The sequence below is a fragment of the Peribacillus sp. AS_2 genome, assembly GCF_026891895.1.
In the GTDB taxonomy this organism is placed as follows: domain Bacteria; phylum Bacillota; class Bacilli; order Bacillales; family DSM-1321; genus Peribacillus; species Peribacillus frigoritolerans.
Map to the genome: position 1 here is coordinate 14,657 of NZ_JAPTGA010000015.1, position 25,696 is coordinate 40,352.

At 42.6% G+C, this 25,696-nt stretch carries 26 protein-coding genes; 2 read left to right on the plus strand and 24 right to left on the minus strand.

Translation table 11 applies throughout. The annotated features are described in order from the left end of the window. Positions 1–19: 19 nt before the first annotated feature. Positions 20–1,525 carry a UxaA family hydrolase gene (locus tag OTG27_RS21750; protein WP_268938082.1) on the minus strand — a complete coding sequence of 502 codons (1,506 nt, stop codon included), beginning with the start codon at positions 1,523–1,525 and terminating at the stop codon, positions 20–22. A 198-nt stretch (positions 1,526–1,723) separates the two neighbouring features. Between OTG27_RS21750 and OTG27_RS21755 the strand changes: the two genes are divergently transcribed. After that, on the plus strand, positions 1,724–2,593 hold the full coding sequence (locus tag OTG27_RS21755) for an AraC family transcriptional regulator (RefSeq protein WP_057277503.1): 870 nt from the start codon (positions 1,724–1,726) through the stop codon (positions 2,591–2,593). A gap of 68 nt (positions 2,594–2,661) precedes the next feature. Here the strand turns inward: OTG27_RS21755 and OTG27_RS21760 are convergent, their stop codons facing one another. From OTG27_RS21760 to OTG27_RS21795, 8 genes are all read right to left on the minus strand, one after another. Continuing rightward, positions 2,662–3,903: an MFS transporter gene (locus tag OTG27_RS21760; protein WP_098185409.1), complete on the minus strand. Its 1,242-nt coding sequence runs from the start codon at positions 3,901–3,903 to the stop codon at positions 2,662–2,664. A 155-nt stretch (positions 3,904–4,058) separates the two neighbouring features. Further along, complete coding sequence (locus OTG27_RS21765; RefSeq protein ID WP_268565271.1) at positions 4,059–5,060, minus strand: LacI family DNA-binding transcriptional regulator; 1,002 nt, start codon at positions 5,058–5,060, stop codon at positions 4,059–4,061. A 159-nt stretch (positions 5,061–5,219) separates the two neighbouring features. Beyond that, on the minus strand, positions 5,220–6,056 hold the full coding sequence (locus tag OTG27_RS21770) for an SDR family oxidoreductase (protein ID WP_268565272.1): 837 nt from the start codon (positions 6,054–6,056) through the stop codon (positions 5,220–5,222). Then, positions 6,053–7,129: a mannonate dehydratase gene (gene uxuA, locus OTG27_RS21775; protein ID WP_054395679.1), complete on the minus strand. Its 1,077-nt coding sequence runs from the start codon at positions 7,127–7,129 to the stop codon at positions 6,053–6,055. Before uxuA ends, OTG27_RS21770 begins: the two co-directional genes overlap by 4 nt. Before the next feature lie 12 nt (positions 7,130–7,141). Further along, a complete protein-coding gene (locus OTG27_RS21780; RefSeq protein ID WP_268938083.1) occupies positions 7,142–7,762 on the minus strand; it encodes a bifunctional 2-keto-4-hydroxyglutarate aldolase/2-keto-3-deoxy-6-phosphogluconate aldolase in 621 nt (206 codons plus the stop codon). Positions 7,763–7,777: 15 nt separating this feature from the next. Further along, on the minus strand, positions 7,778–8,797 hold the full coding sequence (locus OTG27_RS21785; protein WP_268938084.1) for a zinc-binding alcohol dehydrogenase family protein: 1,020 nt from the start codon (positions 8,795–8,797) through the stop codon (positions 7,778–7,780). 9 nt (positions 8,798–8,806) lie between these two features. Beyond that, positions 8,807–9,817, minus strand: coding sequence for an ureidoglycolate dehydrogenase (allD, locus tag OTG27_RS21790; RefSeq protein WP_268938085.1), 1,011 nt, complete (start codon positions 9,815–9,817; stop codon positions 8,807–8,809). A 26-nt stretch (positions 9,818–9,843) separates the two neighbouring features. Further along, a complete protein-coding gene (locus tag OTG27_RS21795; protein ID WP_268938086.1) occupies positions 9,844–10,800 on the minus strand; it encodes a sugar kinase in 957 nt (318 codons plus the stop codon). A gap of 387 nt (positions 10,801–11,187) precedes the next feature. Here OTG27_RS21795 and OTG27_RS21800 point away from each other — a divergent pair, with 387 nt between their 5' ends. Continuing rightward, positions 11,188–12,105, plus strand: a complete 918-nt coding sequence (locus OTG27_RS21800; protein ID WP_268938087.1) for a DMT family transporter — start codon at positions 11,188–11,190, stop codon at positions 12,103–12,105. Between the two features lie 345 nt (positions 12,106–12,450). On the opposite strand, the gene OTG27_RS21805 is transcribed toward OTG27_RS21800, so the two are convergent. From OTG27_RS21805 to OTG27_RS21875, 15 genes are all read right to left on the minus strand, one after another. After that, positions 12,451–13,089 carry a DUF4833 domain-containing protein gene (locus OTG27_RS21805; RefSeq protein WP_268938088.1) on the minus strand — a complete coding sequence of 213 codons (639 nt, stop codon included), beginning with the start codon at positions 13,087–13,089 and terminating at the stop codon, positions 12,451–12,453. Then, entirely contained in the window at positions 13,086–13,562 is a 477-nt protein-coding gene (gene larC2, locus OTG27_RS21810; protein ID WP_145505420.1) for a nickel pincer cofactor biosynthesis protein LarC2, read from the minus strand. The genes OTG27_RS21805 and larC2 overlap by 4 nt, the downstream gene beginning before the upstream one ends. Further along, positions 13,559–14,425 (minus strand): nickel pincer cofactor biosynthesis protein LarC, encoded by an 867-nt coding sequence (larC, locus tag OTG27_RS21815; protein WP_268938089.1) that lies wholly within the window; start codon positions 14,423–14,425, stop codon positions 13,559–13,561. Before larC ends, larC2 begins: the two co-directional genes overlap by 4 nt. Then, positions 14,406–15,176: a nickel pincer cofactor biosynthesis protein LarB gene (gene larB / locus OTG27_RS21820; protein ID WP_268938090.1), complete on the minus strand. Its 771-nt coding sequence runs from the start codon at positions 15,174–15,176 to the stop codon at positions 14,406–14,408. The genes larC and larB overlap by 20 nt, the downstream gene beginning before the upstream one ends. After that, positions 15,173–15,988: an ATP-dependent sacrificial sulfur transferase LarE gene (gene larE / locus OTG27_RS21825; RefSeq protein ID WP_268938091.1), complete on the minus strand. Its 816-nt coding sequence runs from the start codon at positions 15,986–15,988 to the stop codon at positions 15,173–15,175. Before larE ends, larB begins: the two co-directional genes overlap by 4 nt. 160 nt (positions 15,989–16,148) lie before the next feature. After that, on the minus strand, positions 16,149–16,781 hold the full coding sequence (locus OTG27_RS21830; protein ID WP_268938092.1) for a bifunctional 4-hydroxy-2-oxoglutarate aldolase/2-dehydro-3-deoxy-phosphogluconate aldolase: 633 nt from the start codon (positions 16,779–16,781) through the stop codon (positions 16,149–16,151). 13 nt (positions 16,782–16,794) lie between these two features. Continuing rightward, positions 16,795–17,751, minus strand: coding sequence for a sugar kinase (locus tag OTG27_RS21835; RefSeq protein WP_268938093.1), 957 nt, complete (start codon positions 17,749–17,751; stop codon positions 16,795–16,797). Between the two features lie 21 nt (positions 17,752–17,772). Next, positions 17,773–18,636 (minus strand): fumarylacetoacetate hydrolase family protein, encoded by an 864-nt coding sequence (locus OTG27_RS21840; protein WP_268938094.1) that lies wholly within the window; start codon positions 18,634–18,636, stop codon positions 17,773–17,775. Between the two features lie 14 nt (positions 18,637–18,650). Next, the gene (locus OTG27_RS21845) at positions 18,651–19,610 is read right to left on the minus strand and encodes a C-terminal binding protein (protein ID WP_268938095.1); all 960 of its coding nucleotides are present in this window, start codon (positions 19,608–19,610) and stop codon (positions 18,651–18,653) included. Positions 19,611–19,644: 34 nt separating this feature from the next. After that, positions 19,645–20,592, minus strand: a complete 948-nt coding sequence (locus OTG27_RS21850) for a U32 family peptidase (protein WP_268938096.1) — start codon at positions 20,590–20,592, stop codon at positions 19,645–19,647. Then, a complete protein-coding gene (locus OTG27_RS21855) occupies positions 20,589–21,500 on the minus strand; it encodes a dihydrodipicolinate synthase family protein (protein ID WP_191930136.1) in 912 nt (303 codons plus the stop codon). Before OTG27_RS21855 ends, OTG27_RS21850 begins: the two co-directional genes overlap by 4 nt. A 17-nt stretch (positions 21,501–21,517) precedes the next feature. After that, entirely contained in the window at positions 21,518–22,666 is a 1,149-nt protein-coding gene (gene dgoD, locus OTG27_RS21860) for a galactonate dehydratase (RefSeq protein ID WP_057277484.1), read from the minus strand. A 67-nt stretch (positions 22,667–22,733) separates the two neighbouring features. After that, positions 22,734–24,203: an alpha-ketoglutaric semialdehyde dehydrogenase GucD gene (gene gucD, locus OTG27_RS21865; protein ID WP_268938097.1), complete on the minus strand. Its 1,470-nt coding sequence runs from the start codon at positions 24,201–24,203 to the stop codon at positions 22,734–22,736. Between the two features lie 22 nt (positions 24,204–24,225). Then, positions 24,226–25,383, minus strand: coding sequence for a UxaA family hydrolase (locus OTG27_RS21870; protein ID WP_063592552.1), 1,158 nt, complete (start codon positions 25,381–25,383; stop codon positions 24,226–24,228). A gap of 4 nt (positions 25,384–25,387) precedes the next feature. Further along, entirely contained in the window at positions 25,388–25,687 is a 300-nt protein-coding gene (locus OTG27_RS21875; RefSeq protein WP_268938098.1) for a UxaA family hydrolase, read from the minus strand. Positions 25,688–25,696: the final 9 nt, after the last annotated feature.

Consider the following 25,696-nt stretch of genomic DNA (forward strand, 5'->3'; position numbering starts at 1 on the left):
TAATAGAAACCTTGTACTATTAGAGAATGACACCTTCTTTAAAGATGCTAATCTCCCTATACCCGAATTTTTCATTATTCGTTTTCTTTTTACCGGATGAAAGCTCAAGAATGTAATGGAATAAATCGTCCTTTAATTCATCGATCTTTTGGCCTTCTATCAACCGGCCGGCATTATAATCAATCCAGTGCTTTTTACGATCGGCTAAATCCGAATTCGTGGCTATTTTTACAGTTGGCACCGGTCCGCCGAATGGTGTTCCTCTTCCTGTAGTGAATAGAACGATATGTGCGCCTGCTGCTGCCAAAGCCGTCACCGAAATCAGGTCATTTCCAGGAGAATTGATTAAATTCAAACCATGCTTCTCTACTCGTTGTCCATATGGGCTTACATCCACTACAGTGGCATGTCCCCCTTTTTGTGTACATCCAAGTGATTTTTCCTCCAGTGTACTTATGCCGCCTTCCTTGTTTCCAGGTGAAGGGTTTTCATAAATTTCTTGATCATGGCGAATGAAATACTGTTTGAAATCATTTATAAGGCCAACGATTTTCTTAAAGGTTTCTTCATCCCTCGCCCTGTTCATCAATATCGTTTCCGCTCCAAACATCTCAGGAACCTCTGTCAATATCGTGGTCCCGCCATTTTCCACAATTAAGTCAGAAACCGCACCAACCAATGGATTAGCAGTAATGCCTGAAAAACCATCGGAACCACCGCATTTCAAGCCTATTTTCAACTTTGAAACTGGTACGTTCTGGCGTACGAACCCTTCCGCATAGTCAACTAGTTCCCCCATTAAACGTAAGCCGCTCTCCAATTCATCTTGAACCTCCTGGGCTTTTAAAAATTTAATCCGACTTGGAGGAAATTCGCCTATAACTTCTTTAAATGCTTCGATTTGATTGTTCTCACACCCTAATCCTACAACTAAAACCCCTGCTGCATTTGGATGTTGAGCCAAGGCTGCCAATAGTTTCTGCGTATGGGTCAAATCATCTCCCAATTGAGAACAACCGTAGGGGTGGGAAAAGTGATGAATTCCATCGATTTGACGATCTTTAAATTGCTCACTGCCCATTTTGGCGAGAAGTTCACATGTTTTATTGATACAGCCTACCGTATTGATGATCCAGATTTCATTCCGGATACCTACTTCCCCATTTTCACGTATATATCCTTGGAAGGTATGATTTTGACTGGGTTCTTTTGTTTTTTGTCTGCTAGGTTGATAGGAGTAATCCAATATGCCATGCAAACCGGATGTCAGATTATGGGTGTGAACCCAATCTCCAATGGAGAGATCTTCTTTAGCTTTTCCGATCGAGTAGCCAAATTTGATTACGTCCTCCCCTCGCTTAACCGGATTCACTAACATTTTATGCCCTTTAGGAATGTCATCACGTGCCTTGATATGGATCATTCCCCTATCTTTTGTTTGAATCTGGAGGCTCTGTCCTTTCTGAATCCCCTCCAAGGAAATAACAACATCATCGTTTGAATGCAATTGAACAAATTTATTCATTTTGTTCCCTCCTTATCATGAGTGAAAAAGTTCTAAAGGTAACGTAAATCCATTCCGAAAGCCCTTTCATTTTTCCCTTGAATTTTTTTAATTTTCAAATCCTCTATTAATTTTAACATCAATTTTTGAAATATTAATTGCGTATTTTGCTATAAATATACTCATTCTTGTTGTATTATACTTTCAGGAGATGAACAAATGAAAAAAATCCATAATGCATTAAATCATGATTTACTCTTCCCATTTTCTTTTGTCTATCAAGATACGAAAAGTCCCCAGAATGAATTGTCCGATCATATGCATGACCATTATGAAATTGTTTATGTTTATAACGGTAAAGGGACCTTTTTTATCGGTGATGTGTTTTATGATATGCAGCAAGGGGATGTATTCCTGATCCCGAATAATACCATTCATAGGGCTTTACCGAATAAGGACGACCCTGTTACCTCCACCATTATCTTTTTCAGTCCCACATTAATATATAAAGATATGGTTGATGATTCTTTTTCATATTTACATTTGTTTGATCTGACAAAAAAGAGTAAGAACTATAAAATATCATTGCCGCAAAAGAAACAAGTTAAGATGGAAGAACAGCTAGAACTCATCCTGCAAGAAACGAATAGCCGATCGATGGGCTCGAGGCATGCTTGTTTGCTGACCGTTCATCAGATTATACTTGATTTATACCGTATCCGGATAAATGGCAAACAAGAATTATCCGAGGGCAAGAGCTATAGTTCAGAATGGATGAAAGATATTTTAATCTATATTAATGAACATATGGATGAACCATTGACGCTGACGATACTTGCACAAAAAGCATTGGTCAGTCCCGCACATTTTAGCAGGGTTTTTAAGGAAACGACTGGAATTGGGTTAGTCGTGTATCTAAACACGAAAAGGATCATAAAGGCAAAGGAACTTTTACTGGAAACGAATCACACCATTGCCCATATTGCCGAAATGTGTGGTTTTGAAAGCATGCCCCAATTTTATCGTACCTTTAAGAAATACAATGAAAAGACACCAGCTACATTTCGAAAAGAAAATAGGATCCGCTAGGCATGCCTAATACAAATGAAAAATGGAAGTGTCTTCCACTTGGGAGACACTTCCATTCTAACAATCTATTACGCAGGCTTTACTATCGGTCGTACAAAACGGATGACCGCTAGCGAGGCAACAACTGCCAATCCACCTGCAAGCAAGAATGCAACTGTGTATGTGCCTGAGGTATCGACAATGTACCCTGTTAACGTCGGTCCGATGATTCCTGCTGTATTTGCCAAGAAATGCATAAAACCACCAACAGAACCAACATTACCAGGGTCGACGACATCGTTGACGATGGCCCAGTAAATGGCACCAGTCAAATATAGGAAGAAGACGGAAAGTGCGACAAGCGTTACTGCACTGACTGTTGTGGATACAAGTCCAGCAAAACCGATACATAACGCCGATAAGAACAAACATGTTACTAGCACTAGCTTGCGTGAGAATAAAACACCTTTTTGTGCGAATTTTTTATAGAAGAAATCTGACACGAATCCACCCAAAGCTAGTCCGATGAATCCAAAAATCCAAGGAATCACTGTAATGATACTCATATTTTCTACACTTAGCCCGCGTGCATCCACCAAATAGCTTGGGAACCAAGTTAAGAAAAAGAAGAGAATGTAGTTGTAAGAAAAAAAGGCTAGAGCTGTAAATAAAACCGTTTTTTGTTTTAAATAGAAGGTGAATTTCAATTTCCCTTCCGATGTTGCCGCTACATAAGATTTTCCTGTATGCTTCTGTTCTTTTGACTCTTCTGGTTTTTCTTTAACGAACTTCCACCAGCAAATCGCCCATATAAGACCAATTACCATTATGGCAATGAAAGAAACTCTCCATCCATAAGAGATGGCAATGAATCCAACTATCGGACCTGCAATGGCGCCACCAAGCGGCGTCCCGCTATTCGTCAAACCAACGACAGATGCCCGTTGATTTGCCGGGAACCAGTTATTCACCATTTTATTGATGGTTGCCGAAAGAGGGCCTTCGCCCATCCCAAACAGGATACGGATGACGATCATACTGGCAAAACCGACAGCAAGTACAAGCGCACCACTGAATAAAGACCAAACGATCATCGCCACGAAAAGCGTAAGCTTCGCTCCCCATTTATCGGACGCCATGCCTCCAAGGAAGTTAAATACGGCATAACCAACGGAAAAGCTACTAAAGATAATTCCCATCTGTGTGGCTGTTAAAGATAAATCATCTTGAATGAACGGAGCTGCAATGGACAGTGCAGATCGGTCCAGATAATTTATTACGCCTGCCAAGAACAAGAATACGATAACCATTCCTCTACCATTTGAAAACATAAAGTACCCCCCTATACATTTCTGTAAATGCAGCAGCATTTTTGGAAACGTTTCCATTTAATAACCAAGAGTAAAACCTAAAGATCTATAACTAAATCGGTTTAGAATTCCTGTAAAAAAGCGCTTCCTTTTTTACAGGAATCTTACAACCATTTTTAGCAAGAATTTCTTGTTAGCAAAGTCGGTTTCAAGCGATGCACGCTTGTATCCTCTTTTCCTGTTTTATTGATTTGACTAAGCAGTAACTCCGCTGCCAAGTTGGCCATTTCAATGGCTGGCTGATTAACCGTTGTGATGGTCGGTGTATAGAAACTGGCATATGGTACATCATCGATGCCTATGACCGCTATGTCATCAGGTATATGGATTTCATGCTGTTTCATATAACGCAATACTTCATTAAGTACGATATCATTTCCTGCCAATATGGCTTGAGGCGGCTTTTCCAATTCGAAAAATTCTGAAAGCGCAAGCGGAATTTCGTCTGCATTCACGGTTTTTATATATTCAGAATTGACTGGTATCCCATGTGACGCGAGTGAATCCTTATACCCTTGGATCCGTTCGATTCGAGGGCTGATATCGCGTATTATTGAAGTGGTTATGATTGCAATGTTTTCAAAACCCTTTTCAATAAATCGATCGATCGCTAACTTGGAAGCAAGGTGATTATCGAGCATGACTGTAGCGATATTCAATTCTTGGATTGTCCTATCCATGAATACAATCGGGAATTGATCACTCTTCATCCGTCGATATAAATCAAGATTGTCCCCTGTGGGGAAAATGATGATCCCATCCACTTGTTTAGCTCTTAGCATTTCAATATAATTCTTTTCCTTTTCAGGATTGTCATCCGCATTGCATACGATAATATGGAACCCTTGTTCATAAAAGTAGTTTTCTATCGCTCTAATAACTTGCGTTGAAAACGTGTGAAGGATATTGGCAACCACTACCCCAACGGTAAAAGTGGACTTTTGTTTTAAACTGCGCGCTATTATATTAGGCTGATAGTTTAACTCTTCGATTGTTTCTTCAATTTTTTTCCTGGTTTTTTCACTCATATATTCATAGCGTTTGTTCAGGTATTGGGAAACTGTGCTTTTTGATACTTTCGCGTGATTGGCGACATCAGTAATTGTAATGGTTTTCATTTCATTCATCCCTGTCGTGTGATTTCAATATATAAGGAATATTCTATTATAATAAGTAAAGCTTTACAATCACCTTCTGATGCAGTAAAAAAGTCAATTTCCAATACCATGGAACTAATTTATCACGTTAACTTGTTTGCCTTTTTATAGGAGCTGAATTCAGACGCCGGAGTATGCCATGAAACCACCATCGACCGGTACCGTAATTCCAGTGACAAAGCCCGAGTAGGATTCATCAGCGAGCCAAAGCAACGTTCCAAGTAAGTCTTCAGGCTGCCCAAAACGCTTCATGGGTGTTGAAGTAATGATTTTATTAGACCTTGCTGTCAGACTGCCATCTTCATTAAGCAGAAGATCCCGATTTTGCTTCGTCAAAAAGAATCCTGGAGCAATGGCATTCACCCGTAAACCTGCTTCGGCAAAATGTACAGCCATCCACATCGTAAAATTATTTATCGAAGCTTTGGCCGCACTGTATGCTGGCACTTTAGTCATCGGAGCGTAGGCACTCATGGAAGATACATTTACGATAACCGGTGCTTCCACTTGCAATAACTCTTTCCCAAAAACCTGACTGGCCAAAAATGTACCGGTGAAATTACTGGCAAAAACCTGGGAGAAACCATTTTCATCTAAATCAAAAAAGGATTTCCCTTCCGCTTCTTCCCCATATTTCTCTGGAGCTGTAATGGCATCAGGATGATTGCCTCCAGCTCCATTTATTAATAGATCCACTCTTCCAAACGCTTCTATTATTTTTCCTCTTGCATTCTCCAATGAGGCTCTATCCAAAACGTCTGCTGCTATGGATATCGCAGTGCCCCCTTTTTGTTCAATGAGTTCGACCACTTCTTTCCCTTTTTCGGCCGATCTGTTCAATATAGCTATCCTGACACCATGACGGGCCAATTCCACAGCCATTTTCGAACATAAAACACCGCTGCCTCCAGTGATCACTGCCACCCTATTCGATAAGTTTTCATGGATGGGAATCATGATTTCCCACCTGATTTACCAGCTTCATATGCATCCCATAATCCGAGCAAATACATGATGCCCAATGCTCGGTCATATAAACCGTAACCTGGGCGACAATCTTCACCCCAAATATGGCGGCCATGATCTGGTCTGACATAACCTGTATAATTCTGCTTATTCAGTTCTTCCACGACGCCCTGTATATTGATGGATCCATCCTGGGTATGATGGGATGTTTCGACAAAGTCACCATTTTCATAAATCTTCACATTTCGAATATGGGAGAAAGGCGAACGGTTTGCATACTTTTTAGCCACTTGGACCATATCATTTTCAGGGTTTGCCCCCATCGAGCCTGTACACATGGTGAACGCATTCGACGGTGAGTCCGAAATCGAGATCAGTTTTTCATAGCTCGATTCTCCGGTGATGATTCTTGGCAAGCCAAAAATGGACCATGGCGGATCATCCGGATGAATAGCCATTTTAATGCCGCAAGCTTCGGCAACAGGTAATATTTCTTTTAGGAAAATTTCAAGATTCGCCCATAACTGCTCTTCGTCGACAGTTTTGTAAGCTTCGAATAATTCAGAAATTCGATCCATCTTTTCTGGTTCCCAACCTGGTAAAGTTAAATCGGAAGCTTCCGTCACAGTACGAATCAAATCTTGCGGTTCTAACGTATCCACTTTCGCCTTTTCATAAAATAGGGCAGTTGAGCCATCTTCCAAAGGATGGAACATTTCCGTACGAGTCCAATCAAAAATCGGCATGAAGTTATAGCAAATGACTTTCACTCCAGCTTCCGAGAGATTTCGGATCGTCTCTTTGTATTTCTCAATATATATCATGCGGTCTTCGTTACCCAATTTAATCGATTCATGGACATTTACACTTTCTACAACATCCGTGTGAAAACCAAATGATTGGATATATTCGATTTCTTCTTTAATTTCTTCCTTTTCCCATACCTCACCAACAGGTTTTTGGTGTAGTGCCCAAACAATCCCTTTCACACCAGGAATCTGTTTAATGTGCTCCAATGTAACGGTATCATTGTCTTTCCCATACCATCTAAATGTAATGTTCATCATGCACCTCCGTCATTCCGCAATCTTTTGCATATATTTTCCGCTTAATTCCACTGCTGCTTCATAGCCGCCATTTAGATAGGCTTTGTTCAAATCACTGCCGATCCCGATTGCTACCGCACCTGCATTCAGCCAGTCCTTCATGTTATCCAAATTAATTCCGCCGGTTGGCATGATTCTTACATTAGGCAGTGGACCATTAACCGACTTGATGAAAGACGGTTCAAAATGGTTTGCCGGAAATAACTTCAAAACATCACAACCTGCTTCCATTGCCGTAGCCATTTCTTTGATTGTCATGCAACCAGGCATATAGGGAATGCCGTATCGATTACAAAGTTCGGCTACTCCCTTGACAAAATAGGGACTGACGATAAAATTGGCACCAGCTAAAATCGCATGTCGGGCCGTTTCAGAATCAAGTACCGATCCTGCTCCTAAGAGTGCATCCGTATTCTGCAGTTCTTTGAAAGCTTCTTCAATTCCCGGTGTTGTATAAGTCAATTCTATTGCCCGAACACCGCCTTCCACAGCTGCTTTAGACAGTTGTGCCGCTTCCTTTGCATCCTGTCCCCGGATAACAGCTACAACTTTCGTTTCCTTTATTCGATGAATGATTGAATGTTTGTCCATAAATCCTGCCCCCCTTTAATTAAAAACGATGATCGCTTTTCGAACTTGTTCGGGATGATTTTCCACAAAATTAAATGCCTCCTGGATATCATCCAGAGAAAATGTGTGGGTAATTAAACCTTCTTGTCTGAGTTTTCCTTCATTTAAAAGTTTAACTACTTTTGGGAACTGATTGGTTTGCAACCTAGATCCTTTAACCGAGACTTCCTTTTTAGTGATTGGGAGTTGGGAAACTGATGCAGGCCGTTCATCAAAACCGAGTACGACAATCCGGCCCGCCGTTGATACGACATCAAAGGACAATTCAAATGTCATCGGCAAGCATACTGCATCAATGACGACGTTGGCACCTTCTCCATTCGTCCATTCTTCCACTCGTTTTTGAACATCTTCTTTTCCCGCATGGACAATGATATCAGCGCCGCTTTCTTTAGCGAATTCCAAACGTTCCTCACTTAAATCCGTGATCATCACTGATGCTCCTTGAAGCTTTGCCATCTTTAATATGCAAATCCCAATAGGCCCAGCTCCCTGGATAAGCACTGTTTCCCCTTCCTCCACTTCACCTCTCCAAACCGCCTGTGCTCCGATTGTATATGGCTCAGCCAATACTATTTCTTCCCAAGCCAACGCGGAATCCACAACATGTAATTGTTTCTCGGGAAGGACGAACCATTCTCTCATACCACCATCTTCATGTACGCCAAAAACGGACAGTTTTTCACAAACATTTTGGCGGCCTTTGCGGCAGGCGTAACACTTCCCGCAGTAACTGATGGGCTCAATAACAACATGGTCTCCAACTTTTATGCCCAAGACGCCTTGTCCAATCTCCACAACTTCTCCCGCTACTTCATGCCCGACGACTCGCGGCAGCGTAGCAAGAGGATTCGTACCATGGTAAATATGCATATCCGATCCGCAAATCCCGACTCTTTTCACTTTTACAAGGACATCCGTCGAGTTCGAAATCCGTGGTTTTTCCACTTCTTGTATGATAAGTTCATGAGCTTTCCGTACTTGAACCGCTTTCATTTCTCCCACCTACTTTGTAAGAAATTCATAAACACTTGATGCTATCGTAATACCATGTTTCAGGTTTTTTTCTTCATTGATCTGTTCAATCTCACCCGGTACATATACGCGATCGACCCCTGGAGCAGGTTCAACCTGTTTCAGCTCTTCAATCATTTGATCCATTTGCTCTAAAAATATATCAGTATCAGTAAAGAATGAAGGATTAATTACACAAAAATAATGCCCCAGCTTCCGTTTCTTATCAAGATCGTCATACATTTTCCCAATGTGCGGACCAAATGCCGCACCGGCCAATAATCCAGAAAACACATCTACAATTACCGATAGACCATAGCCTTTCGGGCCTCCGAAAGTGGAAAGGGAAACGACTTTATTCGGATCCGTGACTGCAGCTCCATTTTCATCGACACCCCATCCTTCAGGGATTTCCTTTCCTTCTTCGCGTGCCTGGAGAATTTTCCCCCATGCAACATTGGATGTTGCCATATCAAGAATATAGGGTTTCTTCGTTTTGGCAGGAACTCCGTAAGCGATTGGGTTGGTACCAAGAAATGATGTTTTTCCTCCGAACGGGACGACAATTTTATCGGTATGTGACATCGCGATGCCAATCAACTTTGCATCAGCGGCTTTTTGAACGAAATAACTTAGTGCTCCGCAATGGCTGCTATTAAAAACAGTCACCATGCCCACGCCATTTTCTCTCGCCATATCGATTGCATGGTCCATGGCCACGTCGCTGATCACATGCCCAAATCCATCATCTCCATCAACTACACCGGTAACGGGCCCTGTCTTTTGGAAGGAAATCTGGGCTTCGGGATTTATACCCCCTGCCTGTAAACGGTTCACATAATGCTCTGTTCGCAAAACACCATGGGAATTGACATTTCTGAGATCGGCATGAACCAATACTTCCGCAATTTTCCCGGCAGTTTCTTCATTCAAACCCACTTTGGTCAGCTGCTTTATAACTAATCGTTTTGCTTCCTCTGCTTGTATCGTTACTGTTGCCATTTTCTCTCCCCATTTCTTTCAGCCTACTATCTTTCTATTACAATCTCATTCTGTATGAAAGGCATTACTTCATCCAAATATGGTAATCCTTCATTGTCCCCTGCAACAGTGGTGACAAGAGCTCCTACACCATTTGCGAATGCCAATCTTTCATCAATTGATAAACCATTAAGGTATCCGTAAATATAACCGGCATCATAACCATCTCCTGCACCAACTGTATCTACAGGTATTACAGGGAAAGCTTCTTTTTCATGCCATTCACTTTTGGTATATAGTTTTGAACCTTGTTTCCCGTCCTTAATGACAAGCTGATCAATAGCATTCACCTTCGCGAATTCAGCCAAAGATTCTTTTGAGTCAGTACCGATGATCAATCTTATTTCATCTAAACCTGTAAGCAAAATATCAACATATGGAAAAATATCATAGTAAACTGACCTTGCTTCCTCGATGGACCATAGCTTTAAGCGGATATTCGGATCAAAAGAAACAGGTATATTTTTTTGTTTTGCAATTTCCATTACCCTCTTGGCAATGTTGATATTTTTCGGATCTATAGCCAAAAATACTCCAGTAAGGTGGACTATATCAATCCCTTCAAACATCTTCTCTGTTATATCTCCAGGCTTTAAAGTTAAAATGGGAGATTGATAGCGGTAATAAAATGTCTTTCCGGAACCATCTTCCCGAATTTCTTTAAAGTTAAGAGATGTTGGATATCCATTTACATAGGCCACATCACTCATGTCCACGCCTTCCCCACGAGCGAAATTATAAATAACTTTACCGAACTCATCCTTGCCTAAACGGCTTATCCATTTTGACCGCAAGCCTAGCCTTGCACAGCCAATCGCAAAATTCAGTTCAGCGCCCCCTACTTTTCGCTCAAAACGGTTAACGAATCTTAAAGGTCCTGTCTCTTCCGGATTTAGCGTGATCATGGCGTCGCCCAGCGTTAAAACACCATATTTTGATGACAATACAGTACCTCCTTCTTGCGAACATTCACAAATGGAAACAAAAACATTTGATCATATCACTTTCATTATGCTTATTAGCTAAATCGATTTAGTTAATTACTAAACCGGTTTGGTAAATCATAAGGAAATTGTAAATGAAAACCCTATCAAAAACAATAGAAAAGTTTGATAATTTGTAATTTTATTTTTATTCCATACTTTTCCAGATGATATTTCAGCTAAATTTACGATAAAAAAACCATATTGTGGAAAACGAACAAGAACTGTTTCATCTTTAAATGATTGACAGTTTCAGATTTTTTTCGATCAAATTTACTCTTTGCTATTAATTTGGGAGAAAGTTGTATAATATATCAATTGTTAAATAAGTTTGAAAGGTTGTTTGGAATGAGTTTTTTGAAAATATACATCTTACTTACCGGAATAATGATTACATGGGGGTTAAATGTCTCAGTTATTAAAATTTTAGTTGCGCATACGCAGCCCGTAACGATAACATCTATGAGAATTTTTACTGCTTCTCTTATCGTCATTATTATCCTATTCTTCTTTGGACTAATACGCCTTCCTAAAAAAAGTGAACTTTTTTACGTTTTTGGAGGAGCACTTTTGAGTGTCGTTTTTCATCATTATTTTTTAGCTGAGGGATTGACGAAGACATCCGCCTCGAATGCTGGATTGATTTTGGGCATGGGGCCAATATTGACTGTCATTTTAACCATGATTTTCTTTCGAAAAAAACCTACGTTAATCAAGCGGCTTGGCTTTATATGCGGTTCCCTGGGTGTGAGTTTTACCGTTATGGCAGGAAGCGGAGGAATTCATTCTATTAATCTTGGGGATGTGGATATTTTGCTTTCCATTCTTTCACAGGCATTGAGTTTCATCCTCATAAATAAAGCCTCAAAAACAATGGATCCACGATTATTAACCGGCTACATGATGCTGATCGGGTCTTTTATTCTTTTTGCCATCAGCTTATGGAAGGAACCAGAGGGCTTATCGTCCCTGGCAACCGCACCGCCATCCATCTGGGGAGCTTTCTTTTTCTCCGCTATTTTTGCCACCGCCCTTGGGCACATGAGCTATAATTATGCCATTGGTAAGGTAGGTGCAGCCGAATCATCCATATTTCTTAACTTAAACACCTTATTCTCTTTGTTAGGGGCGGCATTTTTCCTTAATGAAGCCCTTGTGCCTGCACATTTCATTGGACTTATCTTCATTGTTTCAGGAGTATTGCTTGGCTCTGGTGCAATTGAAATATGGATTCTCCAAAAGAAAAATAAACGTTTATCTGCCTAGCGGCCGGAGCGGAACTGGATTTCGTGACTTTCTATGTAACATGATAACAGATCCTACGACACTGCCATTCTTATAAAAATGGCAGTGTCGTAGGATCTTATTTTTATTGTCCTTCCCTTCTTTCAACTACAAATAATTGCAGAATAATAATTGGAGATTCATATCTGTTACAATATACCCAAAAATTTGCTTGAACATGTCCATTGAAGTGTTCCTGTAAAGACAAGCTTATTGTCGGTTGTGGCCTTTTCTTTCTGAGGAATCAAGCTTGGTTTGATGAACTTATATAATAAAAAAGACTGACTATTCGCTTTAGACAGTCAAATATCATGCTTATAAAATAAATCAACTAGCCCAGAGCGCAAACAAGCCTTCTGTTACACCCAATTTGTAAATATAATAAATTCCGAATGCAAAACTTATAGCTCCCGCCATCTTGATGAAGATTCGGTTTAAAACGATGTCCTTCCCATTCAAAGCAAACGGTATGCCTAGAATGGTAGTAAAGCACAGCATGCCAATAATTGTCCCTGCGCCAAATATAATGATATAGATGGCTCCCTCGCCAATACCGGTTACGGTCGACATCGTTAAAATGACCATTGCGGCACTGCCCGCGAGACCATGGACGAAACCAATTAAAGCAGACACCAAATAAGGACGAAATCTATCTTTCTCGTCCTTAATATCAGGTCGTGCTTTAAATAAACTTCTCGCCCCTAGCATAACAAGCATAATTCCAACGCCGAATTCCAGCGTCATGCTTATCGACTCTGGAATTTCCCCCTTCATCCAAATGAATAGCACACCTATAAGAAACAGCGTACTTGTATGGCCTATCCCCCAATACACCCCCGTTAGAGTGGAACGGGATAATTTTTTCGTGTTTCCTGCCGTCGTTGCTACGGCAATAACATGATCCGGTTCTAACGAATGCTTTATCCCCAATAGGAATCCTAATGTAAGAATCGACACCAAACTCATTTCTCTTTGACCTCCCCGAGACACTTCCAAACTTCTTCGTACACCCTTTTAAGAGGTATATTGTTCTGTAAGGCAATTTTACGGCAATCTTCATATTCAGGTGCCTGCTGCAAGGTCAATCCCTCATGAATCCCTCTCTTCATCTTGACTTCCCCCCATTGAGTATTCACATTGAAAAAAGAGCGCTCAAGCCGGTGCACGGTAAGCGGGTAGTAACGAATACCGAGAGTCGTCGTTTCAGCAAATAATATCATCTTCATTTTCGAAATCACCTGCTGTGAACAGAGAAGCTGCAATAACACTCCCGGTCGATTTTTTTTCATATAGATTGGCGTATAAAATACATCATTTGCTCCTGATTCAAACAGCAAATCCATAACATGCCCAAGCCATTCACCGGAAATATCATCTAGATTCACTTCCATTTTCACCATTTGTTCATCAAGATGCTCATGATCAGGCGGGCGGTTCATTGAGTCTCCCCTATGATAACTCGAAGGACGTTCGGATGATTTTCGAAGGTTTTTGAGCCCGCACCATAGCCAATCGATTCGACAGTCATTGATGGAAGCGAGCCAAAATTCCCAGCTAAAACCGCAGCGATTGCAGCCCCGGTCGGCGTTGCTAATTCAGAACGAATATCGTTTGAGGCAATCGGTACCCCCTTTAATATTTCAAGAGTGGCAGGTGCAGGAACAGGATATATTCCGTGATCAATATGTATATGTCCAGATCCCGTTGGAATGGCTGATGACTGAACTGATTCAATACCTAGCTGATCGATTAAAATTGCAGCCCCGATTATATCTATTATTGAATCTACCGCCCCTACTTCATGAAAGTGTACTTTTTCCAGTGGAAGCCCGTGTATATGTCCTTCCGCTTCACCAATCTTCTTAAAAATGGCGAGTGACATGTTAGCTACCGATTCATTAAAGTTCGCCTCATTGATAGCTTCTACAATTTGTTTGTAGGTACGGCTGCCGTGATGGGTGTGAGGTACATGGCTATGGTTGTGTTCATGTCCAAGACTCTGCTCGTGTCCATGACTGTGCTCGTGTTCATGACTGTGGCTGTGTCCATCACTGTGCTCGTGTTCATGGCTGTGGCTATGTTCATGTGTTTGGTCTGATTTACTGGTAAGAATGACATCAAATTTAGTACTCGTAATGCCATTTTTGACGACCTTCCCCCATGACAGATTATATTCTTCATCCATGTTCAACTTTTTTAACTCTTCTTCCATTTGTACAGGGTCTGCACCTGCATCAATCAACGCACCAATAACCATATCTCCGCTTATGCCGGAAAAGCAGTCAAAATATAAAGTCCTCATCACAATTGGCCTCCTTTTTATGTACAAGCTTGTATATAATCGCTGCATTGTAGGCTGCACCAAATCCATTATCGATGTTCACCACACTTACACCAGATGCGCATGAATTGAGCATTGATAAAAGGGCCGATAAACCGTTAAAATTAGCACCGTAACCAATACTTGTCGGCACAGCAATAATTGGATTCGTGACAAGGCCTCCTAACACACTTGGAAGTGCCCCTTCCATTCCCGCGACACAAACTGATACGGTAGCACCCCTTATTTCGTCTATATTATCAAGGAGGCGATGAAGCCCAGCAACGCCAACATCGTATATACGCCTGACAGGAATACCTAGAGTTTCGGCCGTCACGGCTGCTTCTTCAGCAACAGACAAATCTGATGTCCCGGCGCATACAATTGCAATATATGAATCAACAGTTTTCGGCTTTTCTCTAACCCAAGCAAGTGTCCGTGCAATCTCGTTATACTCAAAATCACTACATTCTTTTTGTACAAATACCGCTTTTTCCCGAGAAATACGAGTCACAAGCACGGAATCATTCCTTGTCCGCAGCGATTGGACAATCGTTAAAATTTGTTCAGCTGTTTTCCCTTCCCCAAACACAATTTCGGGAAAGCCTTGTCTCCTTTTGCGATGATGATCGATTTTTACAAACCCTAAATTATCATAGGATGCAAGTTTTCCCTTGGCTTCCGCAACTGTTAATGAACCCTTTTGAACCTGCTCCAAAATATCGTCAATCATGACATCTCTTCCTTTTTAAGCGCCATATTCATACTTCCGCTTGTATAGCCGGTGAGATCCATTGATACATACTTATATCCAAATTGCTTCAGCCGTTTCGTGATCGCCGCATGGTATTGAAGCACTCTTGGCATATCATCGGGTTCAACTTCAATTCGGGCAGTATCCTCATGGGTCCTGACTCTTACCTGATGAATATCCAGTGATTTTATGTAAGCCTCTGATTTATCAACTTTGGTCAATTTTTCCCTCGTAATGATATCGCCATATGCTATTCGTGAGGATAGGCAAGCAAATGACGGTTTATCCCAGGTTGGCAATCCGGCTTGCTTGGACAATACTCTTATTTCTTCTTTGAATAAATCGGCTTCTAGAAGAGGTCCACTAATTCCTTTTTCTTTAGCTGCTTTCATGCCTGGACGAAATTCGTTAGCATCATCAGCGATAACTCCATAAATAATATTATTAAATTCATATTCTTCAAGAATAGGAAGCAGGTGGTCAAATAAACTACTTTTACAAAAGTAACAGCGATTCTGATTGTTTTCTTTATATCCAGGAATGGCCAACTCCGAAGTTTGAATGACAAGATGTTTTGCACCAATCCATTTTGATAGCATAATGGCTTCTTTCAACTCACTCGATGGATAGGTTTCAGAATCCGCTGTAACGGCTAACACATTATCATAACCCAGAGTATCAATAGCGACTTTTAGCAAAAACGTGCTGTCCACCCCTCCTGAAAAAGCGACCACAACCGACTCCATTTTTTGAAGAATATCCTGCAGATTTCTGTACTTTTCTAGTAACATATCACTTTTCCCCTTTCTGGTTTAGCTGAATTTATCCACTGCCCACCGGCATTATCACACCCTTGATGGACTACAAAAAAATTGAAAAGGAGGAAATAAAGCAGTCGTACTTTCATTCCCAGCGCTTATTGAAAGATATTCATATAAGCGCTGGACGGATTTAGCTTTTTTGTACGATAGCCGAGAATTTTTTTGCCGTTTCTGTCAGCCTGGTGTAATCTTCACCTATAATCAATTTCGCAGGATTGATCAATGAACCGCCTACTCCCGCCGCGATGGCCCCTGCCTTAAAAAATGACGCGAGGTTGTCAAGGTTGACACCGCCAGTTGGCATAAGGGGAATATGAGGGAGCGGTCCTTTAAGATTTTTAAAGTAGCTAACACCTAGTGCATCTGCCGGGAAAACTTTAATAATGTCAGCTCCATGCTCGTAAGCAGTCAATATTTCGGTTGGTGTGAGCGCACCAGGGATGCTAATAACGCCATAGCGCTTCGCCAGTTTAATCGTTTGGACATTGACGGTTGGAGAAAAGATAAATTCAGCCCCTGCCATGATGACCGCACGGGCCGTTTCAGGATCCAATACTGTACCGGCACCCGCTATGATATCATCACCGAACTCCTCTTTCACTTTTTCAATCAAATGGCACACTTTGGGTGTTTCCACTGTTATTTCTAACGTTCGGATGCCGCCCTCTTTCAGGGCCCGGGCGATTGGTATAATTTGATCGGGGCGTGCACCGCGGATGACGCCGACCAGCTTCCCATGTTTAAGCTCTTCAAGTTTAGTCATTTTTTCCACCTTTCTACCTCGTTACTTCCTCTGTGCCGCCACTCATGAACAAATCGAGGTCGACACGGGCCGGCAAACCCTCAACATCGCCATTTACCATCGTTGCCATTGCTCCCATGGCATTTCCACGCCTTGCAGCTTCATCTAACGGGAGTCCATCAAGCAGTCCGGAAAGTACACCGGATGCAAAAGCATCACCAGCACCGATGGGATCCACGACCCGTTCCACATAGAATCCAGGAATGTATGTTTTCGGTACAGACGGGGCTGAAATCAAAGAGCCTTCTTTGCCCAATTTAAGTAAAACTGTTTCGACACCGAGTTCATGAAAATGATCGGCAAATTTCTCCGGAGTATGGGAGCCGAATAAAAATTCGGCTTCGGCCACCCCAGGCATGACGATATCACTTTTCGAGGCGTACTTTGTTATGATGTGACGTGCTTCATCTTCATCACCCCATATTTTCAAGCGAATATTCGGATCGAAGACGATTTTTGTTCCGTTTTCTTTAGCAATGCGGACCGCCTTATCCAAGAGCGACTGACAAGAATTCCCTAGTGCAGGGGTAATCCCCGTAATATGGAGATAAGCGGCATCTTGGATGGCAAGATCAGTTAGTAATTCCGCCGTCATTTTACTAGCTGCCGAATCTTTCCGGTAATAATAAACCCGGGTATCATTCAGCCGTCTGAATTCTTTAAAAAAGACTCCGGTAGGCGCATCAGGGTCTCTCGTTACATAAGAGACATCAACGCCTTCTCCGCGAATGAAAGATTGCATGGCATCGCCAAATTCGTCATCACCGAGACGGCTAATCCAGCGTGAGCAATGACCGAGTCGGCTTAACCCGATCGCGACATTGGATTCCGCACCGGCAAACTTCATCGAAAAAGATCTGGCGTGACGAAGCGGACCTTCTTCATTCGGGGTAAACACTGTCATCGTTTCTCCGATGGTTACAACATCCATGTCATCATCTTCTTTCTCTTGTCATGCTATTACGTGATTAGAAAGCGTACCGATCTTCTCAATGCTGACGTTCATCCGGTCACCGTTTTTCAACCAGATTTTTGGATTCCTTCCCATTCCTACTCCTGGCGGCGTGCCAGTTGCAATCAAATCACCTGGCATTAGTGTCATGGACTGTGATAAAAATGAAATGATTTTCGGAACCGTAAAAATTAGGTTGCTTGTATTTGAATCCTGCATAATTTCACCGTTTAATTCAAGCGAAATCGCTAGATTGTGAGGGTCACCCACTTCATCTTTTGTAACGATAGCAGGACCAAATGGAGCAAATGTGTCCGCCGTTTTGCCTCTTGACCACTGACCGTCCTGAAATTGCAAATCTCGGGCGCTGATATCATTCATAATCGTGTAGCCAAAGACGTAGTCATCCGCCTCTTCTTCTGACACACGTTTCGCTTCTTTTCCAATGACAAAAGCAAGCTCTGCTTCAAAGTCGACCTCTGTTGAATTAATTGGGATTTCAATCGGATCATTATGACCTGTAATCGCATTCGAATATTTTGAAAAAATGACTGGCGAAGCAGGCGGCTCCATCCCCGTTTCCTTACAATGATCAAAATAGTTAAGTCCTACGCAAATGATTTTATCAGGCTTTGCGATTGGCGGCAGGATTTTCACATCTGACGTTTTGAATATTGCATCCTCATTTATCCGTTGCTCGATAAAGTGTTCAGCACGTGTGCGCAACTCGCTGCTTCGTTCTATAAATTTTTTCATGCATGCAGGAAATTCCTCTGGACAGAGAGCCGTTAAACTAATTATTTGATCATCTTGAACTAGACCGATGTGCTGTTCGGATTGCACGGAAAAAGTCGCTATTTTCATTTTTTTCCCCTTTCTTAGGTTAATGCGTATGGTGTTTTTTCCCCTTTTAAGACCTGAACGATATTTCTTGCTGCTTTTTGACGAAGTTCAACCATCGCTTCCTCAGAATACCAGGCGCTGTGAGGCGTAATGATGACATTGTCCATTGTGAGTAGCGGGCTATCGATGCTGACAGGCTCATTTTCTGTCACATCAAGTGCAGCACCTGCAATGATCCCTTTTTCAAGTGCATTGGAAAGTGCTTTTTCATCGATTATCGGTCCGCGTGCCGTGTTAATGATGACCGCGTTACTCTTCATCTGTTTAAGGCGCTCCTCATTGATCAGGTGGTATGTATCATCAATTAAGGGCACATGGATCGACAAATAATCGGCTTCGCCTATAATTTCGTCGAGATCCATTTTTTGAACCCCGACTGCAGCCATGTCTGCAGCCGAAACGAAAGGGTCATAAGCAGCGGTTTTAAAGCCGAGCGGTTTCACCTTTTCAATGAAACGGCGCGGAATCCGGCCAAAGCCGAGAACCCCAACCGTTTGTTCGTTAAAACGGTGAATCGGGACACACACTTTAAAGTCCCAGTTACCTTTTTTCACTTCCTTGTTTAACAGTGCCACTTTCCGCGCCGAAGAAAGTAAAAGTGCCAATGCATGATTCGATACTTCTTCCATGCCATAATCCGGTACATTAGCGACAGTAATCCCCTTTTCCTTAGCGGCATCGAGATCAATTGTATTGACGCCAACACCATAGCGGGAAATGATTTTCGTGTTTTCGAGCGACTCGATGACTCGTCTTGAGATAGGAGCATATTGATTTAAAATTGCATCCGCTTCTTTTGCATGCTCCATTACTTCCTCTTCAGTTTTGCATTGCGCTTTGATGAAATTGATATCCAGACCGCTTTCTTGAAAAATCTCTTCTTCATATTTCAAATGTTCAAATTCGTAATCCGTTAATAATATTTTAAAGGTCATTCGGGCTCCACTCCTTTATAGTAAGACCAGACATCTATTTCGCTGCTGCCTTTTCAATTTTTGCAATGCCGAGTCCTTCTGCACCGAGTTTCGATGTTATTGCTTCAGGATAGTATCGTTCGATCATTTGAATGCCAATTGCAGCACGGCGTACACGTTCTTGAGCGAGTGAGATGTTCGTACTTTGCCATTGTTTCCCTGAAGGGTATACATCAGGATGATTACGCAGACCAAATTTAATGTATACTGGCGCCAATACACGGATAATTTCTGGTATTTCATAATAGCGAAGAAAGCCTCCGAAGGTATCCGGAACTTCAACATATAAATCAATGGGAATGTTTATTGATTGTCGGATCGCTGCAAGTTTGGACAGCGTTAATGCAGGTGGTACGTTGTAGGTATCCGCTCCGATGTCTTCCATTAATTTAACGGATACTGGATTGGCTGAACCCATTTGAACCGATACTTTAACAACAAAGTCTTTCGGAAGCTGTCCGTGTTTTTTCATTTCTTTCGTTAAAAGTAGGAGTCCTTCATCTGCAACTAACGCACCGCGAAGACCAAGTGCAGCTCCTCTTTTCAAGTCTTCCATGGCATAAACAAGCTGGTCCGATCCTTCATGGCGGATTCCCTGGGATTTACCTCCTGGCGTAAGCGGTCCCGCACTGACATCCCAAGAACCCCTAGGACCGACAAACAAACTGAGCTCCATACCGCGCTCTGCTGTCATTTCACACATTTCTTTAATTTCTTCATCCGTTTGAAGCATGATGCCGCTGCCCTGGGATATCCGATGAATAGTCAAACCTAGCCGGTCAATTTCTTTCAATGTTTCTTTTAGGGCCGCTGGGCCTTCTACACTTGGCAGTTCAATGCGGTATTGAGCACCGTCCGGAAATGTTTTCGTTGATGTAGGAAGTTCTTTAAGATCAGTAGATGGGTAGCCTAACGTTTCGAGCAAGTCGCGTGATTCTTTCATTTTTGGACGCCTTCTTTCATATCTATATTTTTTAAGAGAGCAGCTACTTTGTCACCCAAATCAGCAGGGTATACATCGCATGGGGCACGGTGACCAGCAGCAACGTCAAACCAGCGCTGATGAACAGCTTCCTTCATGGCTGTAAAAAATGTCGGACCGTAATTGTACACATCCATCAGTTTTGAAATCACTTGATGATTTTTCTGGGCTTCAGCGAGATCTCCTTTATGATACGATTCATATAAATGTACGGATATTTCCGGGGCAAAGACCGCGCTTCCATTAATACTTCCCGCTGCTCCAATCATTTGGGCCGGAAGCAAATGCTCGTCAAAAGCGGAGAAGACTTTGAAATCACTGCGAACTTTCTTCACTTCAGCCAGCACTTGACGAAGGTGGCCGAAATCACTGACCGTCTCTTTAATACCTGCAATGTTTGAATGATCTTCGGCTAATTTTTTAATCAGTTCGATGGATAAGTTTTGACCTGTCAAGAGCGGGATGTTATAAATGAAAACTTGCAGATCAGTATGGTTCGCCACACTGGAAAAATGTCGGTATAATTGCTCGTCAGACAGCTTCCAGTAATATGGGTTGACCACGAGAATGCCGTTAGCTCCATGCTCTTCTGCATAAGAAGTCAGTTCTTGCACCTCTTTTAATGCGGTATGCCCGACTCCGACCATAACTGGCACTCTTCCGTTAATGTACTTTAACATTTCGCGTACATATAATTTCCTTTCTTCAGTTGTAAGTGAGGAGAACTCACCTGAACTGCCCATCAACAAAATACCGTCAATATTCCGTGAGATTAATAGGTCGATATACCTTCTGTTCAACTCCAAATCCAAGTTCCCCGTTTCATCAAATAAGGTGACTACCGGTGGAATGATGCCATGAAAGTCCATTATTTTTCCTCCTTTTATTACCATTCAGCGATGCTCCCGTCCTCATTTCGCCAAATTGGGTTCTTCCAATCATGTCCGGTCTCTGCTGCCTGCATCACTTTTTCCTCATCGATTTCCACACCAAGACCCGGTTTATCAGGAATGTTCACATAACCATCTTCATAGTCGAATAATTCTGGATTTTTCATATAATCGAGAATGTCCATGCCTTCGTTGTAATGAATACCAAGGCTTTGCTCCTGAATAATGAAATTCGGTGTCGTTGCGTCCAGATGAATGGATGAAGCAAGAGTCATCGGACCGAGCGGGCAGTGCGGCGCAATGGCTACATCATACGCTTCTGCCATTGCGGCAATTTTTTTCCCTTCTAAAATACCACCTGTATGAGACAGATCCGGCTGAATTATATCGACATAACCATCTTGAAGTAGCTGCTTAAAGCCCCAGCGCGTATACATTCTTTCTCCCGTCGCAATCGGACACGTAGTATGCCAGGCAATCTCACGAAGTGCTTCATTGTTTTCCGGGAGCACCGGTTCTTCAATGAACATGGGACGGTAAGGTTCCAGTTCTTTTACAATCGCTTTTGCCATCGTTTTATGAATCCTCCCGTGAAAATCCACACCGATGCCAAAGTCTTTGCCAACCGCTTCCCTGATTGAAGCAACCCGTTCGATGACCGCTTCTACTTTCGAAAAGCTATCTATGTAATTCATTTCTTCTGATGCGTTCATTTTGACAGCAAGGAAGCCTTCTTTCTGTTTTTCAATTGCGGCTGCAACGACATCCACAGGTCTATCTCCTCCGACCCATGAATACACTTTAATTTTTTGACGTGCTTTGCCGCCGAGCATTTGGTATACAGGAATATCGAAGTATTTTCCTTTTATATCCCATAATGCCTGCTCAATGCCGGAAATCGCGCTCATTAAAATTGGGCCACCGCGGTAAAATCCACCTCGATAAAGCGTTTGCCAGATATCTTCAATGTCGTTCGGATTTCTCCCGATCAAATAATCAGTCAGTTCGTTAACTGCTGCTTTAACCGTTTCAGCACGGCCTTCCACGACAGGCTCTCCCCATCCGGAAATGCCTTCATCCGTATCGATTTTTAAAAACAGCCAGCGGGGCGGAACTTTGTATAAAGAAATTTTTATGATTTTCATCAAGCACCTCGCAATGTTTTTTTGAAGAAAGAGAGATTTTCAAACATGGAAACCTCCCTTGCACTTGTTAAGAACCTTTAATAAAAACCGTTTTTATGGCTGTATAAAATTCTTTCGCCGCTTCACCTTGCTCTCGCGAACCCGTGCTTGATGCCTTCATGCCTCCGAATGGGGCTTGCAACTCTACGCCCGCGCTTTCTGCGTTAATGCGGACAAGACCTGCTTCAATTTCATCGATGAATTCCAAAATTGAACTAATATTTGATGTGAAGATTGATGCACTCAATCCGTACTTCGTATTATTTGCCAAGTCAATCGCTTCGACCAGATCTGTTGCTTTCATAAGCGCGATAACTGGTCCAAAAATTTCTGCCTGTGCAATCTCCATTTCGGACGTCACGTCTTCAAAAATCGCTGGTGTGATGAAAAAGCCCCTATCATAGTCTCCGCCAGTTAATATCTCCCCGCCATGTATGAGTTTTGCACCCTCCTGCTTGCCTTTTTCAATGTACTCTGTGACCGTTTTGAACTGGCTTTCGCTTGCACATGGGCCCATCCAAATACCCTCTTGAAGACCGTTGCCAACTGTAATTTCCGCTGCTGCCTTTACCAGTTTTTGTTTGAATTCATCATAGACGGACGATTCAACGACAACACGGCTTGAAGCTGTGCATTTCTGGCCGGAAGAACGAAATCCACCGCTGATGACCGCCTCGACAGCTTGGTCGATGTTTGCATCTTTCGTTACGATGACTGGATTCTTTCCACCCATTTCAAGCTGATATTTTATCCCGCGGGCTGAAGCTGATTTTGCGACGCTCTGACCGACACTTTCAGAACCGGTAAATGTGATCGCATTTAAAAGCGGATGATCGATGAGTCCTTGACCGATGATCGATCCTTTACCGGTAATAAAATTCACTACGCCATCAGGGAAGCCTGCTTTTGTGAAGCATTCCATGACTTTCGCTGCCGTAACGGCTCCCTCCGTAGCAGGTTTCCATACGATTGAGTTGCCATAAACTAGAGCTGGAGCCATTTTCCAGATGGGTATTGCTACCGGGAAGTTCCATGGCGTGATTATCCCGACAACACCTAGTGGGCTGCGTTTCGTGAACATTAGGGCATCTTTATCGGATGATGGAATAACATCGCCGTCTTTCCGCATTCCTTCCCCAGCATAGTAACGCAGGATTGCAACACCCCGTGCCGTTTCACCCTTTGCTTCAGGTAACGTTTTACCCATTTCGCGAGTCATGGTTTCGGCAATTTCATCTAGATTTTCTTCCAATATATTGGCCGTTTTGAAAAGGATTTGCCCACGTGCAGACTGGCCGAGCCTGCGCCAATCCCTTTTTGCCTTATGCGCTGCGGCTACAGCTTTATTCAAGTCTTTTTCGGTTGAGCTTTGTACGTAGCCAACCGGTTCTTTGTCCGCAGGATTAATGCTTTGGATTGTATTTCCAGAAGATGCATCCACCCACTCATTATTAATGAAATTTTTATATGTTTTCGTTGCAAATGTAGTTGATATCATAGTCTTTAGCTCCTTTTTCGTTTTAGAATGTCGGTCCAATTCTCCATATACCAAAGTCATGCTGCTTTAATATCTCCGCTTTTGTTAGTTTCCCGTTAGAAACATGTTGAATTTCTTCCATGATGCGCCTGCCCACTTCATCAACGGTTTCTAAACCATCAACGATCGTACCAGCATTTAAATCCATATTTTCATTCATCCTGTCAAACATTGGTGTATTAGTCGAGATTTTTATGACGGGTGAAATAGGAGAACCAGTCGGCGTGCCTCTTCCACTTGTAAAGAGAACGATTTGGGCACCGCCTGCGACCATACCCGTCAATTGCTCAATGTCATGGCCAGGCGTATCCATCCATACTAGCCCTTTTTTTGTGGGTACCTGGGCATAATCAATGACTTCTTCCAATCTGGTTGTACCTGATTTTGTCGCTGCCCCCAGGGATTTTTCTTCTAGTGAGCTGAGACCTCCCTCAATGTTTCCCGGACTTGGATTTCCGGTGCGGATGTCAACGCCCATTTGAATCGAGCGGTCTTCCATCATTTTAATAACCGCATACGCTTTTTTTGCTACCTGGTCGTTTGCCGCCCTGTTTGCGATCAAATGCTCTGCACCGATGAGTTCAGTCGTTTCCGCTAATATTGCGGTTCCCCCTTGCTGAACTACCAAATCGCTAGTACGTCCGACTGCCGGGTTCGCCGATAAGCCGGAGCATGCATCCGACCCACCGCATTCTGTGCCGACAATCAGCTCGCTAAAATCACATAATTCCCGTTGCACCATCGAGGCATCCTGGACCATTTTGACTGCGATTTTAGATACTTCGGCAATGGTTTGAAGAGTGCCTCCATGATCCTGGATCGATACAGTTTTCACTGGTTTACCGCATTTGGCAATTTCATCCCCAATACGGTGCGCCTGATGTGTTTCACAGCCAAGTCCGAGTACTATGACACCATATACATTTGGATTCATGCCCATTCCCGCATAGGTTCGGGCCGTTTGATCATAATCAGTTCCCACTTGCGCACAGCCATGCTGATGAATGAATGTGACGGTTCCGCTCACCAATTCTGTGACACGCTGAGCTGTTTGAGTTGCACATGTTATCGTCGGCAAAATCAGTACATGATTCCGTACACCGACGCGGCCGTCCGGACGGCGGTAACCCCAAAACTGCATTTTTTCATTCAGCAATTTTGTCACCCCTTCCTCTTTTGCCTTCTAAATTGTGTACATGAACATGTGCACCAATGGGAATAAAAGCTGAGGCTGCACCTATGACTTCCCCATATTTAATTATGTCTTCTCCTTGTTTGATGGCCTTGACTGCGAACTTATGTCCAAAACGGATCGGTTCAAGAATGGGTACGACAAGTTCTTGAAGGTCTGACTTCACAACTACTGATGTGTTTGCAGGGATTTCGGATAAAGCGACAGCTACACTATCTTCCCTACTTAGGTAAAGTGTTTTATACTCGCTCATTTTGTCACC

Coding starts and splice junctions, on each gene's coding strand:
- OTG27_RS21750 (WP_268938082.1), bottom strand. CDS start 1,525: ATGAATAAATTTGTTCAATTGCATTCAAACGATGATGTTGTTATTTCC.
- OTG27_RS21755 (WP_057277503.1), top strand. CDS start 1,724: ATGAAAAAAATCCATAATGCATTAAATCATGATTTACTCTTCCCATTT.
- OTG27_RS21760 (WP_098185409.1), bottom strand. CDS start 3,903: ATGTTTTCAAATGGTAGAGGAATGGTTATCGTATTCTTGTTCTTGGCA.
- OTG27_RS21765 (WP_268565271.1), bottom strand. CDS start 5,060: ATGAAAACCATTACAATTACTGATGTCGCCAATCACGCGAAAGTATCA.
- OTG27_RS21770 (WP_268565272.1), bottom strand. CDS start 6,056: ATGATTCCCATCCATGAAAACTTATCGAATAGGGTGGCAGTGATCACT.
- uxuA (WP_054395679.1), bottom strand. CDS start 7,129: ATGAACATTACATTTAGATGGTATGGGAAAGACAATGATACCGTTACA.
- OTG27_RS21780 (WP_268938083.1), bottom strand. CDS start 7,762: ATGGACAAACATTCAATCATTCATCGAATAAAGGAAACGAAAGTTGTA.
- OTG27_RS21785 (WP_268938084.1), bottom strand. CDS start 8,797: ATGAAAGCGGTTCAAGTACGGAAAGCTCATGAACTTATCATACAAGAA.
- allD (WP_268938085.1), bottom strand. CDS start 9,817: ATGGCAACAGTAACGATACAAGCAGAGGAAGCAAAACGATTAGTTATA.
- OTG27_RS21800 (WP_268938087.1), top strand. CDS start 11,188: ATGAGTTTTTTGAAAATATACATCTTACTTACCGGAATAATGATTACA.
- OTG27_RS21805 (WP_268938088.1), bottom strand. CDS start 13,089: ATGAGTTTGGTGTCGATTCTTACATTAGGATTCCTATTGGGGATAAAG.
- larC2 (WP_145505420.1), bottom strand. CDS start 13,562: ATGAACCGCCCGCCTGATCATGAGCATCTTGATGAACAAATGGTGAAA.
- larC (WP_268938089.1), bottom strand. CDS start 14,425: ATGAGGACTTTATATTTTGACTGCTTTTCCGGCATAAGCGGAGATATG.
- larB (WP_268938090.1), bottom strand. CDS start 15,176: ATGATTGACGATATTTTGGAGCAGGTTCAAAAGGGTTCATTAACAGTT.
- larE (WP_268938091.1), bottom strand. CDS start 15,988: ATGTTACTAGAAAAGTACAGAAATCTGCAGGATATTCTTCAAAAAATG.
- OTG27_RS21830 (WP_268938092.1), bottom strand. CDS start 16,781: ATGACTAAACTTGAAGAGCTTAAACATGGGAAGCTGGTCGGCGTCATC.
- OTG27_RS21835 (WP_268938093.1), bottom strand. CDS start 17,751: ATGGATGTTGTAACCATCGGAGAAACGATGACAGTGTTTACCCCGAAT.
- OTG27_RS21840 (WP_268938094.1), bottom strand. CDS start 18,636: ATGAAAATAGCGACTTTTTCCGTGCAATCCGAACAGCACATCGGTCTA.
- OTG27_RS21845 (WP_268938095.1), bottom strand. CDS start 19,610: ATGACCTTTAAAATATTATTAACGGATTACGAATTTGAACATTTGAAA.
- OTG27_RS21850 (WP_268938096.1), bottom strand. CDS start 20,592: ATGAAAGAATCACGCGACTTGCTCGAAACGTTAGGCTACCCATCTACT.
- OTG27_RS21855 (WP_191930136.1), bottom strand. CDS start 21,500: ATGGACTTTCATGGCATCATTCCACCGGTAGTCACCTTATTTGATGAA.
- dgoD (WP_057277484.1), bottom strand. CDS start 22,666: ATGAAAATCATAAAAATTTCTTTATACAAAGTTCCGCCCCGCTGGCTG.
- gucD (WP_268938097.1), bottom strand. CDS start 24,203: ATGATATCAACTACATTTGCAACGAAAACATATAAAAATTTCATTAAT.
- OTG27_RS21870 (WP_063592552.1), bottom strand. CDS start 25,383: ATGCAGTTTTGGGGTTACCGCCGTCCGGACGGCCGCGTCGGTGTACGG.
- OTG27_RS21875 (WP_268938098.1), bottom strand. CDS start 25,687: ATGAGCGAGTATAAAACACTTTACCTAAGTAGGGAAGATAGTGTAGCT.